Source organism: Streptosporangium sp. NPDC001681 (assembly GCF_040298085.1).
Lineage (GTDB): Bacteria > Actinomycetota > Actinomycetes > Streptosporangiales > Streptosporangiaceae > Streptosporangium.
Genome location: NZ_JBEOZN010000067.1, coordinates 39,525 through 51,559, shown reverse-complemented (window position 1 = coordinate 51,559; position 12,035 = coordinate 39,525). Strand labels below are relative to the sequence as shown.

The window sequence follows — 12,035 nt, the reverse complement described above, 5'->3', positions numbered from 1 at the left end:
GAGGAGGGCATCGTCCCCGGCGGTGGCGTGGCTCTGCTGCAGGCCGGCGCCAAGGCGTTCGACAAGCTGGAGCTCTCCGGCGACGAGGCCACCGGTGCCGCGATCGTCAAGAAGGCCCTTGAGGAGCCGCTGAAGCAGATCGCCGTCAACGCCGGCCTTGAGGGCGGCGTCGTGGTGGAGAAGGTGCGCAACCTTCCCGCGGGTGAGGGTCTCAACGCCGCCACCGGCGAGTACGTCAACCTGTTCGAGACGGGCATCATCGACCCGGCCAAGGTGACGCGTTCCGCTCTGCAGAACGCGGCGTCCATCGCGGCGCTGTTCCTCACCACCGAGGCTGTCATCGCCGAGAAGCCCGAGAAGGCCGCGGCCGCTCCCGCCATGCCCGGCGGCGGCGACATGGACTTCTAAGTCCAACCGCTTTCAGGTAAAAGAGGCGACCCCGAGATGTCGGGGGCGCCTCTTTTACGTGTTCCCCGAGGCATCGTCCGTCACCTGTCGTCGTGCGTCCTCGAAGGGGCCGTCCCGATGGGCGCCGCCGGAGAGGCCACGAGCCGCGGAGTTCGATCCGGCGCCGGCCGGTACGGAGAAGAGGGATCTCGAAAAGCCGGGGACCGGCCGAGGGGCGCGGTCACATCCCAGCTGGTCGGCTGACTTCGGTGCTATCAAGCAATAAATGGACAAGGCGGACGGAACAAGAGTTCAAGCCGGTGTGTCGTTTCCGGGACGCGCTGCCGTGCGGCCATAGAACAAAGTCCTTGCTGTAGTGACGGGGTTCTTGGTGGTGCAGCGGTAGGTGAGGGGAACGATGGATCATAACCACTGGAAACCACCTGGTCGGTTACCGGGGGGTGGGTGGCGGTCACGTGTCCTCCCAGCCATGGCGGTGCTGGTCATCGTGGCCGGACTGGCGGCGCCGACGGCCACGGCTGTGGCGACCACGCCGCCGGAGAATGTCGTTTACGTGGCCAACTCACAGTCGAACACCGTGTCGGTGATCGACACGACGACCAACACGGTCACCGCCACCATCACCGTCGGTGAGAACCCCATCGGGGTGGCGGTCGCTCCCGACAACGCACATGTCTACGTGACCAACGCGCAGTCGGACAACGTGTCGGTGATCGACACAAGGAGCAACAAGGTCACCGCCACCATCCCCATCGACGGCCACCCTGTCGGGGTCGACGTCTCCTACGGTGGCACCCGCGTCTACGTGACCGATGTGCAGGCGAACGTCGTGTCGGTGATCGACACGAGGAGCAACAGGGTCATCGCCATCATCCCGGTCGGCCACAGCCCCTTCAGACTCGCCGCCGCTCCCTATCGCCGTGTCTATGTGGCCAATCAGGACTCCGACACCGTGTCGGTGATCGACATGGTGACCAACAGGGTCATCGCCACCATCCCGGTCGGCCACAGTCCGTTCGGGATCAGATTCTCTCCCACTCGTCCCCTTGTCTATGTGGCCAACCAGGACTCCGACACCGTGTCGGTGATCAACGTGAGGACCAACAAGGTCATCGCCGAGATTCCCGCGGGTAACCATCCTTTCAGGATCGCGGTCTCCGATGACGGCGCCTACGTCTACGTGACCAACCTGATTCCGAACGTCGTGACGGTGATCGACGCCAAGACCAACAAGGTCACCGCCACCATCCCGGTCGAGGGCTCTCCCTTCGGAATCACGATCTCCCCTGACGGTGCCCAGATCTATGTGGCCAACCTGGACACGGACAGCGTGACTGTGATCAACCCCAAGACCAACGGGGTCATCAGGGTCATCCCGGTCGGTATAAATCCTTTCGGGATCAGAGCGGCGCATCACATTCGCCGGAGTACCGCCCCGACCAGTGCGCGCGGGCCGGGGAGCGGACCGTAGCCCGATCAGGCGGTCACCCGGCGAGCTGGGCGGGAAGCTCCCGGGCGTGCAGGACGGTCAGTGAGGTGACGGCCCGGGTCAGGACCACATACAGGCGGGCCAGGCCGCGAGGTTCGGCGTCGACGATGTCCGCGGGTTCGGCCACGATCACGTGGTCGTACTCCAGGCCCTTGGCCAGGGTCGCCGGGATGACCAGGAGGCGGTGGTCCTCGACGGTGTCGGGGCTCAGCACCCGGTGATCCAGGTCGGACAGGGCCTCGGACGCGGCGCCCACCAGGGCGTCGGGGACGATGACGCCGATCGAGCCCTCGCGGGCGAGCGCCTCCCGCGCGGCATGGGCCAGTGCCGCGGTCAGGTCGGGTGCCGGCCGCACCGACAGGGAGCCCGCGCCGGGGCGCAGTGACCGGGGGGCGGCCAGGTCCGGGGCGACGGAGGGCAGCAGCCTGGCCGCGTAGTCGAGGACCTCGCGAGGCACGCGGAAGCCGAGGGTCAGCTCGGTGACGGCGCCGTCCTCGAAGCCCAGATGGCCCAGGACCTCGGTCCAGGACCGGGCGGACCAGGGCGTGGTGCCCTGGGCGAGGTCGCCCAGGACGGTGGCGGAGCCGGTGCGGCAGCGCCGGCCGAGGGCGCGCAACTGCATCGCCGACAGGTCCTGGGCCTCGTCCACGACCAGGTGGCCCAGCGGGACGGTCCGTTCGATCATGTCGCCCAGCTCGTCCATCAGCGCGCCGTCGGCCGCCGACCACTTAGCCGAGCGGAAGGACTTGGGAGGCTTGAGCCAGAGCAGCAGCGACTGCTCGGCGGCGGTGAGATCGTCCTTGGCGGCGGCGGCGAGGAAGGCGGGGTCGCTGAACAGCCGATGGAGCACCTGCTGCGGGGTCAGCTTGGGCCAGACCGCGTCCACGAGCTGCCTGACCGGCTTGGACCTGGCGACCGCGTCCTGCACCCGGTCGTCGGGAGACTCACCGCGCTGCTCCATCCGGACGAGCACCAGGTGGGCGAGCCGCTGGGCGAGCGTCGCGCGCCCCGGACCGTAGCGGGTGGTGCCGCGGAGCGAGGCGACGATCTCGCGGACCTCGTGGTCCGCCACCCGGTAGCGGTTGATCCCCTTGGTGAACAGCACGCCCTCGGTGGGCTTGACCACGTGCGCCCACAGGGCGCGTCGCAGCACACCGACGATCCTCGCGTCGCCCTTGAGCGTGCCGACCGCGGGGTCCTCGGGCGCGGAGTGGTCGCCGAGGATCCCGGCGATCGTGGTCTGGTCGACCTTGACCTCGCCCAGCGCGGGCAGGACCGAGGAGATGTAGGAGAGGAACGCCCGGTTCGGGCCGACGATCATCACACCCGACCTGGCGAGCCGCTCACGGTGGGTGAAGAGCAGGTAGGCGGCCCGGTGCAGGCCGACGGCGGTCTTCCCGGTGCCGGGGGCACCCTGGACGCACACCGTCCGGCCGAGTTCGGAGCGGACGATCTCGTCCTGGTCGGGCTGGATCGTCGCGACGATGTCGCGCATCGGTCCCGAGCGGGGGCGCTCGATCTCCTCGGTGAGGATCCTGCTCTGGGCGAGGGCGGCGCCGCCCTGGTCGAGGCGCTCGTCCTCGTAGGCGGTCAGGTCGCCGCCCTGGTAGCCGAACCGGCGGCGCAACACGACGCGCATCGGGTCGGACGGGCTGGCCTGGTAGAAGGCCCGCGAGACCGGGGCGCGCCAGTCGATCACCAGGGGGCGGCTGCGCTCGTCGTGGACGTGCCTGCGCCCGACGTAGACCGTGCCGGGAAGGTCGTCGTCCGCCTGGCGGTCGAGGCGGCCGAAGAACAGGGGCGTGCCCGAGTGGTCGGCGAGCGCCGCCACCCGCTGGTCCAGCAGCGCCTGCAGGATCTGCTGGGAGACCCAGTCTCCGGCGGCGTCGGAGGAGAGGGACTGGGCGTGCTCGCGCATCGCGCGCAGCGCCGTTCTGGAGGTGGCCAGGTGCTCGCGCTCGGCGGCGAGGGTCCGGGCGGGATCGTCGGCTATGTCAGGGGCCAATTGATGTGCGGGCACGCTGAAGCGCCTCCCATTCGATAAACGGAGGTGGTGGTCATCGGGTAGCGAATGGGCCAGCCTAGCGGTGGCACCGGTGTGTCTCAAAAGGATTAACGTCGGACTGGGGCGCGGCGGGCGCGGGTATCCCGATGGGCGTGCGGATCTCCCCTGTCATACCGACGGTCGCCAATCTTCTCCTGGCCGCGCTCTGGGGGTTTTCGGTGTTCGCGGGCTGGGGGCCGGAGGCATTCTGCTCCGACCCGGGCTGCGTGGCTCGGCTGGACGGGGTGGCCGGGACATCGGCCCTGTTCGCGGTGATCGCGGCCGGTTGCACGGCGGGTGCCTGGCTGATGCCCCGGATTCGCGGTGACGAAAATCGTTTTATCACTCTGATGATCGCTGCGGTGATCATGTGGATGATCGCGGAAAGCGTTTTCTTTGTCGGTGGACTGATCGTTCGGTAATCATCCTGGCACCCTCCGTCATTCTCCTGTGAAATGGCGAAAAAGCCAGGCGAACATGGTGACTCCCGCAGATCATGGGGGTATGTCGCCAGTGGCCGCGAGGCCTAGCGAGGGGGTGGTTTGTTTGTCGAAAGCCCGCGGGATTTCGTGGACCTGACACAAATTGACGACGTGTTCGCCATGTGGGGCTATTCTCCGGCGAGCACGTCGTCCGCGTCGATGATCTGATATGCGTACCCCTGCTCGGCCAGGAACCGCTGCCGGTGGGCGGCGAAATCCTGATCGACCGTGTCGCGGCTGACCACCGAGTAGAACCGGGCCCCGCCTCCGTTCGCCTTCGGCCGGAGCACCCGGCCGAGCCGCTGCGCCTCCTCCTGCCGCGACCCGAAGGTGCCCGAGACCTGGATGGCCACCGCCGCCTCCGGCAGGTCGATCGAGAAATTGGCGACCTTGGAGACGACCAGGACCTGGATCTCCCTGTCGCGGAACGCCTGGAAGAGCCGCTCCCGCTCCTTGACCTTCGTCTCCCCCTTGATCACCGGCGCGTTCAGGTGCTCGCCCAGCTCGTCGAGCTGGTCGATGTACTGCCCGATGACCAGCACCTGCTCGCCCGGGTGCTGCCGGACCAGCGCCTCGGTCACCCGGGTCTTGGACGGTGTGGTCGCGCAGAACCGGTAGCGCTCCTCGGACTCGGCCATCGCGTAGGCCAGCCGCTCGGCGTCGGTCAGCGTCACCCGCACCTCGACGCAGTCGGCCGGGGCGATCCAGCCCTGGTTCTCCATCTCCCGCCACGGCGCGTCGTACCGCTTGGGGCCGATCAGGGAGAACACGTCGCCCTCGCGGCCGTCCTCGCGTACGAGTGTCGCGGTCAGGCCCACCCGCCGCCTGGCCTGCAGGTCGGCGGTCATCCGGAAGATCGGCGCGGGCAGCAGGTGCACCTCGTCGTAGACGACCAGGCCCCAGTCGCGGGCGTCGAACAGCTCCAGGTGCCGGTAGACGCCCTGCCTGCGGGTCGTCATCACCTGGTACGTGGCGATGGTGACGGGCCGGATCTCCTTCTTCGTACCGGTGTACTCGCCGATCTCGTCCGCGGTCAGCGAGGTCCGCTTGAGCAGCTCCTGCTTCCACTGGTGCGCCGAGACCGTGTTGGTCACCAGGATCAGCGTCGTCGCCTTGGCCTGCGCCATCGCCGCCGCGCCCACGATCGTCTTGCCCGCGCCGCAGGGGAGCACGACGACGCCGGAGCCGCCGTGCCAGAACGCCTCGGCGGCCTCCCGCTGGTAGGCGCGCAGCTCCCAGCCGTCCTCGGTGAGCGCGATCGGGTGGTGCTCGCCGTCGACGTACCCGGCCATGTCCTCGGCGGGCCAGCCCAGCTTGAGCAGATGCTGCTTGATGTTGCCGCGCTCGCTCGGGTGCACGGCCACGCCGTCGTCGCCCAGCCGCTCGCCCAGCAGCGGCTGGATCTTCTTGGAGCGCAGCACCTCCTCCAGCACCGCCCTGTCGGTGCTGGTCAGGACGAGCCCGTGGGCGGGGTGCTTCTCCAGGCGGAGCCTGCCGTACCGCGACATCGTCTCGGCGACGTCGACCAGCAGCGCGTGCGGCACGGGGTAGCGGCTGTGGGCGATCAGCGCGTCGATCACCTGCTCGGCGTCGTGCCCGGCGGCCCGCGCGTTCCACAGCGCCAGGGGGGTGACACGGTAGGTGTGCACGTGCTCGGGCGCGCGCTCCAGCTCCGCGAACGGGGCGATCGCCTTGCGGCACTCCCCGGCCTTCTCGTGATCGACCTCAAGGAGCAGGGTCTTGTCCGATTGGACGATCAGTGGTCCGTCAGTCACAGACTTCTCCCTATGGTCGCTGCGGGCTACGGCGGATCAGCTCATGGTCGCACTCGCGGGTGCGCCCCGCTCCATGTCTCCTGTGTGCAACGGGCGGGAACGCCCGGGCAGTCCCGCCTCCCGTCCGGCGTGATGGATCTCACCACCCGGCGATTCCTCGCCTGCCCGGTCTACGGCACCCGTGCGCGACCACAGGCCGCGGATGGCGGTCCCCGGGGATGTTCAGTCGAAGGCGCCGTTGATGCCGGCGATGATGAAGGCGGCCGCACCCAGGATGAGCAGCCCGATGTTGATGCCGATGCTGATCCAGGTCCACTTGAGCAGGTTCCTGGCGCCCGGGGGGTCGGTGTCCACCCTGCCCAGGGCGACACTCGACAGGATGACGCCGACCAGGCCGCCGAGGGTCACGTAGCAGCTCAGCGTGAGCACGATGCTGATGACCATGGCGACGATCGCGTGGGTCCTGACACCCTCGGTGTTGCGGTACGGGGGTGCGCCGTAGCCCTTTCCGTAGCCGGGTTGTCCGTAGCCGGGCTCGCCGTAACCCTGCCCGTAGGGCTGCTCACCGTAGCCGGGCTGCCCGTAGCCCTGACCGTAGCCGGGTTCGCCGTAACCGGGCTGTCCGTAGCCGGGGGTCTGGCCGTAGCCGGACGGCTGGAAGTGCTCGGAGTGGTTACCCTGCTGGGGTTGACCGTAGCCGGGGGTCTGGCCGGGCCCCGTGCTATAGGGGCTCTTCCAGTCGTCCGGGTTGGTGCTGGGGCCTTCGGAGTGACCGCTGCTCACTGTGGATCTCTCACTTCTGTGGAGCTCGGAACATCAACAGATATCACGATATGGGTCGTAAGCCGTGCGCCTTTGGCGAATGGAATCGTCGCATTCCGGCAGCTAGGCCCTACCCTCCTGGAACTTTTGCCCATCGCGGTCGCTCAGCCGACGCCCCGCCGCGTCGTCGGCCACCGCGGCTCCCTCCCTCCGCCTCGCGAGGCAGCACCCGACCGATCCTCGCGGTGTCAAGATCCGCGGGACAGAGCCCAAGGCCGGGATGAGACTGAGAAGGGGCCCTCGCGTCCCGGCGAGTGACGCGGTCCCGCAGGACCGGTGACCGAGCTCGCGGCGGCCTCATCCCGAGATCGAGACTACCCCGTGGCCTTTCCCTGGCATGCCGGGGCCGTCCCCGATCCCGGCCGGACCCGCCGAGGATATCTCAGGCGATGTCGGCGATGCCGGTGATGCGGTGCAGGGCGAAGCGGTGCACCGCCGCCCGCGTCTCGTCGTAGGCGGTGAGATAGCCGCCCTCCATCCGGGCCGGTTCGAGGATCCGGCTGGTGGCGTTGCCCTGGGAGTCGAGGTAGCCGATCCAGACCTGCGACCCCTGCCGGATGGCCTCGCGCAGGGCGACGATCGTGGCGGTGGCGGGGGAGCGCGGCACCTGGCCGCCGGGGGCGGCCACCGGGGCCCTGCGGGCCTGGTGGGCGGCGTCACCCGCGCGCACGGCACGGACGGCGGCCGCCACCACGTCGGCCTCGGGGCCGCCGAACGTGACCGGGGCGCGGACCGCCAGGGTGCTCTCGGTCCTGCGGACGTCGAGCTGGGTGATGATCACGTCGCCGTCGAGGGACTCCGCGGCCGGGGCGTAACCCATCGCGCGCAGCGAGTCGACCAGCGTCGGCCGGGAGGACTGGGCAGCGATCACCGTGGGGGCGAGCCGCCGCAGCCGTAACGGGATCGCCCGCTTGTCGGCCATCACCTCGTCCAGCAGCGAGGAGTCGTCGCACCGCACGTACGCGCTCGCCGTGCCGACGCGCATCCGGCCGTGGCGCCGGGCCACGTCGGTGACCAGGTAGCTGAGCGGTTGCGGCACCGGCGTGGTCGAGTGGCGCTCCAGCATGGCCAGCATCTCCTCGGCGCCCTGCCCGGAGTCCAGCGCCCGCCGGATCGACCGTTCGTCGAAGCGGTAGACCGTCGCACCGCCGGTCGACTCCACCTCGGCCGCCAGTGCCAGCCACCGTCTCAGGTCGCCGGTGAGCGGCCCGGGGGCGACGGCGGTCAGGTCGGCCTGGAGGAGCACGTGGTCGAGCGGCTCGGGCAGCAACGGGAGCAGCAGGCGGGCGGCGGAGGCGGCACGGCCACCGCCGGGGTCACCGGAGACGCCGGGGCCGTCGAGGGCCTCGGGAAGCAGGGCGCGGCCGTGGCCGGAGAGCAGTCCGAGGCCGGTGACACCGATCTGCTCGGCCTCGCGCAGCGTGAACTCCACCAACTGGTCGCGCTGGCCGCCGCGACGGCGGGGCTGCTCCCAGGCCAGACGCGTCCGCACCGCGTCGAGAGTGGGGGCCACCCCCGGCGTCGCGGCGAGCATGGCCAGGGTGGTGGCGCGCACCTCGGCGGCGGCGGCGCGGCGCAGGTCGGGATGGAGGGCGTTGAGCAGCCGGTCACGCTCGTCGCGCTCGCCGATGACCCCCGGCACCCGGTCCATGGTGAGCCAGGCGCCTGCCAGCACGGCCCAGCGGTCCTCGGTGGCCTTCACCCGCCAGCCGTCGTAGCCGGGGGTGGGCATCCACTCCCCGTCGACCGCGCCGCTCGCCGCGACCAGCCCCGCCGCGTAGCACACCTCGATGATCATCCCCGCCACCCACTCGGGCAGGTCGAGCAGGGTCGCGACCCGTCTGAGATCGCGCACGGCCAGGCCGCCGCTGCGGAGCACGCCGGGCGGGTCGACGCTCCAGCGTTCGCACAGCTCCTCCACCGCGCGGGTGAAGGTGAACGCCTGTCCGGCCGCCGTACGGTCGGCGAGCCCCTGGTCGCGCTCGGTGCCCCCGGACGCGGGAGGGAGGGGGGACAGGTCCCGGTGGATCCGGCCGTCGCGCAGGAACAGCGCGACCTCGCGGGACAGCACCACGGTCTCCTCACCGGTGGCGGCCAGCAGCGCGCGGGAGAGGAGCTGTTCGATCGGCGACTGTGCGGTGGCGGCCCGAACCTCGCGGCGGGCGTTGGGCACCCGGCCGCTGGCCGGCCCCCAGGCCAGCTCGTTGAGCGCCGACCGGGCCTGCGGCGAGACCTCCTCGACCAGCCGTCCGACGATCTCCGGATCACCGAGCAGCGCGGCGAGGGCCTCCCTGGTGTCGCCGCCCTCGCCTCCGGCGTCCTGGATCAGCTCGGCCAGCCGCTCGGCGGAATGGTGCCGGAACGCCTCCTCGGCGGGCGGGCCGAGCCCGGCGGGAGCGTCCAGCGCCCCCCGCACCCCGGGGGCCGGAGTCAGGGCCCGGTCGGGCCCGTAGACCAGCGCCATGGTGCGCAGCCGCTCGACCGCCTCCTTGAGGGCGCTCTGGAAGGCCGGGCCTGCCGCCCCCGGCAGGGCGCGGGCCAGCTGGGCGCGTAGTGACCTGTAGGGGACAGGGGCGGGGAGCACGACCAGCGTCTCCATGACCGCGAGTGTGAACCGGTCGAGCCGGTCGAGTGCCCTGCCCACCGCCGACGGGCTGCCGGCTCGCCCGGCCAGCCCCTCCAGATGCGCGGGCACGGGGGTGATGAGCTCGGGGCGTACGGAGACGAGTGCCCGCAACCGGTCGTCGCTCTGACTGCGCAGCCACTCGGTGAACTCCGTGCTCATTCCGTCAATGGTAAGAGGCTTGACCGACATCATGCGGCCTGAGCGAATTCCGTGATCACACAAAGGGTGTGAATCGATCACGTGACGGGGGGTGAATGGGGGAAGAAGCTCACGAGCGAGACGATGTCGAGAGAGGATGGCCAGTGTGACCGAGCGTGCCGACCAGCTCGTCCTGGACTACGTCAGCAAGGCGGCCGACGCCGCCCAGGGCGTGCTGCAGCCGAGGCAGCGGATCGACTTCGTCGCGGTGCTGCGCAGGCGGATCGACGCCGAGCGGGCGGGAACGGACGATCCGGCCGCGGTGGAGAGGGTGCTGGCCCGGTTCGGTGACCCCGCCGCACTGGTCCGCCGCGAGCTGCGCCGCCTGGGCGCCCAGCCGCGCTCCCGGGCCGCGGGCGTCGTCGCTCCGGCCATGCCTCTTGCCGCGCCCACACCGGACGACTCCGTCCCCGGTTCCGATCCGGCGGATTCCGGTGCGGCCGGCCGCGAGGCGCGGGACCCCGGCGAGACCGCACCGGGCGATCTCGGTGTCCCCGCTCCCCGCCGGCCCGTGCGGGGGCATCCGTACGCCTCGACGGGAGTCCCCTCGGATGCCGCCGAGCCCGCACCGGGCGATCCCGGCCTCTCGGCCGCTCACGGGTCAGGGCGAAAGGACCAGGGGGCGTCACCGGTCGCCCCCGACGACGACCCGGGTGGCGGATCGGGCGGTGGAGAGGACTCCGTGGACGAGTGGGAGGACATCGTGGAGGGCGATCCGCCGACCGAGGAGATACCACTCATACGGGATCTTTCACCGCAGGAAGCGCAGGGAGCCCCGCCTGAGGCGCGGGAGGCCGCACCCGCGGCACCCGCGGCATCGGGAACGGCTCGGCCGGAGGCGGTGGAAGGGGCGTCGCCGGAAGCGCCGGGTGGGAGGCCGGAGGACACGGGGTCACGGGGCCAGCTGCCGCCCGGTGTGGTCAGGGGCATGCGGGAGGCGGAGGAGCTACTGGCCAGGCGGCGGGTACGCGGTCAGCGGGGGTGGCCGCGCCGGTGGAGCCCGGCCCGGTCGCGGGAGGACGTCGCCCCCGCCGCGCGTGACACCCGGGCGATCCTGCTGAGCCACCGGCGTGAGACGGTCGGCATGGGCCTGCTGGCCCTGGCCGGGCTGCTGATCCCCATCCCCCTCGCGCCGATCGCGATCTTCCGGATCCCGGTGCTGGTCTGGGCCGTCGCGGTGCTCGTCGTGATCGCCTGCCAGAGCTGGCACACCTCTGACAAGGTGCTCGGGTTGGCCGCTCCGATCGTGAGCTACACCCTCGGTGGCGGCCTGGTCGCCCTCGTCCGGGCCAGGAACGACCTCGGCACCGTGGTGGATGAGTTCTTCGGCATCAGCGGGCTCATGTTCCTGCTGGGCGCGGCATGGGGGGTCTTCTGGCTGGCCTGCCGCCTGCTCGATCCCGAGGTCATCGCGGGGCGGGGAGGCAGGTGACGCTCCGCGGGCCGCGCCGGGGGCTCTCAGCCGATGGCCTGGACCGCCGGCCGGGGCAGCAGGCCGAGCGCGAGGCACACCCAGGCCGCGACGAAACGGTCGCGCTCCGCGCGGCCGGGGGGTTCGCCCACGGTCTCCTCGAACAGCCGGTAATGGACCACCGCCCCGCCGAGTACGGCACCGATGGCGGGCCAGTCGGCATCGGCCCCGGCGTACTCGGGCTGGGCGCGAAACCAGGTGGTGATCGCGTCGAACATGGGCTGCAGGAGGCCGTCGCGTACGGTCGCGACCAGCTCGGGGAACTGGCTCAGGTCGCGGAAGAACACGCGCGTGAGGTCTCTCTCCTCGCGGACCTTGGCCAGCCCGGACCTGCACAGCTGGGCCAGCCGCTCCTCGATCTCGATCGAGGTGTCGACGACGCTGAGTTCGGCCAGGCTCTCGGCGATCTGCGCCCGTGTCCTGGCCGCGTGCTCGTTCACCGCCGCGGCCAGCACCTCGTACTTGGACTTGAAGTGCCGGTAGAGACCACCGGCGCCCGGTGACAGCCCGGAGGCGGCCTCGATCTCGGCCACCGAGGTTGCCGAGTAGCCCCGCTCGGCGAACAGTCGCAGGGCCTCGTCGATGATCCGCTCGCGCGTTGATCTGGTCATTTCTCTGCCGATACCTCCACCATGACCCTATCCAGTGCCGACCATGCCGGGTCGCACCGCGCCGGTCCAAGCCCGTTGCGAGGGCACGCCTGCCGACTCGCCGAGAGGG

Annotated in this window: 9 protein-coding genes; 4 read left to right on the top strand and 5 right to left on the bottom strand. The window is 70.7% G+C overall.

Translation table 11 applies throughout. The features are described from left to right. A partial coding sequence (locus ABT130_RS27600) for a TCP-1/cpn60 chaperonin family protein (RefSeq protein ID WP_350960010.1) occupies positions 1 to 408 on the top strand: 408 nt, incomplete at its 5' end. A gap of 469 nt (positions 409 to 877) precedes the next feature. Continuing rightward, positions 878 to 1,879 carry a YVTN family beta-propeller repeat protein gene (locus ABT130_RS27595; protein ID WP_350960007.1) on the top strand — a complete coding sequence of 334 codons (1,002 nt, stop codon included), beginning with the start codon at positions 878 to 880 and terminating at the stop codon, positions 1,877 to 1,879. A gap of 13 nt (positions 1,880 to 1,892) precedes the next feature. On the opposite strand, the gene ABT130_RS27590 is transcribed toward ABT130_RS27595, so the two are convergent. Then, complete coding sequence (locus ABT130_RS27590; RefSeq protein WP_350960005.1) at positions 1,893 to 3,917, bottom strand: HelD family protein; 2,025 nt, start codon at positions 3,915 to 3,917, stop codon at positions 1,893 to 1,895. A gap of 131 nt (positions 3,918 to 4,048) precedes the next feature. Here ABT130_RS27590 and ABT130_RS27585 point away from each other — a divergent pair, with 131 nt between their 5' ends. Next, positions 4,049 to 4,363, top strand: a complete 315-nt coding sequence (locus tag ABT130_RS27585; RefSeq protein WP_350960002.1) for a hypothetical protein — start codon at positions 4,049 to 4,051, stop codon at positions 4,361 to 4,363. 188 nt (positions 4,364 to 4,551) lie between these two features. On the opposite strand, the gene ABT130_RS27580 is transcribed toward ABT130_RS27585, so the two are convergent. From ABT130_RS27580 to ABT130_RS27570, 3 genes are all read right to left on the bottom strand, one after another. Next, positions 4,552 to 6,198 (bottom strand): DNA repair helicase XPB, encoded by a 1,647-nt coding sequence (locus tag ABT130_RS27580; RefSeq protein WP_350915629.1) that lies wholly within the window; start codon positions 6,196 to 6,198, stop codon positions 4,552 to 4,554. A 222-nt stretch (positions 6,199 to 6,420) separates the two neighbouring features. After that, positions 6,421 to 6,981, bottom strand: a complete 561-nt coding sequence (locus ABT130_RS27575; RefSeq protein ID WP_350960000.1) for a DUF4190 domain-containing protein — start codon at positions 6,979 to 6,981, stop codon at positions 6,421 to 6,423. Between the two features lie 421 nt (positions 6,982 to 7,402). After that, positions 7,403 to 9,805 (bottom strand): helicase-associated domain-containing protein, encoded by a 2,403-nt coding sequence (locus ABT130_RS27570; protein WP_350959997.1) that lies wholly within the window; start codon positions 9,803 to 9,805, stop codon positions 7,403 to 7,405. 145 nt (positions 9,806 to 9,950) lie between these two features. Between ABT130_RS27570 and ABT130_RS27565 the strand changes: the two genes are divergently transcribed. Further along, a complete protein-coding gene (locus tag ABT130_RS27565) occupies positions 9,951 to 11,276 on the top strand; it encodes a hypothetical protein (protein WP_350959995.1) in 1,326 nt (441 codons plus the stop codon). Positions 11,277 to 11,302: 26 nt separating this feature from the next. On the opposite strand, the gene ABT130_RS27560 is transcribed toward ABT130_RS27565, so the two are convergent. Next, positions 11,303 to 11,926, bottom strand: coding sequence for a TetR/AcrR family transcriptional regulator (locus tag ABT130_RS27560; protein ID WP_350959992.1), 624 nt, complete (start codon positions 11,924 to 11,926; stop codon positions 11,303 to 11,305). Positions 11,927 to 12,035: the final 109 nt, after the last annotated feature.

Coding starts and splice junctions, on each gene's coding strand:
- ABT130_RS27595 (WP_350960007.1), top strand. CDS start 878: ATGGCGGTGCTGGTCATCGTGGCCGGACTGGCGGCGCCGACGGCCACG.
- ABT130_RS27585 (WP_350960002.1), top strand. CDS start 4,049: ATGGGCGTGCGGATCTCCCCTGTCATACCGACGGTCGCCAATCTTCTC.
- ABT130_RS27570 (WP_350959997.1), bottom strand. CDS start 9,805: ATGAGCACGGAGTTCACCGAGTGGCTGCGCAGTCAGAGCGACGACCGG.
- ABT130_RS27560 (WP_350959992.1), bottom strand. CDS start 11,926: ATGACCAGATCAACGCGCGAGCGGATCATCGACGAGGCCCTGCGACTG.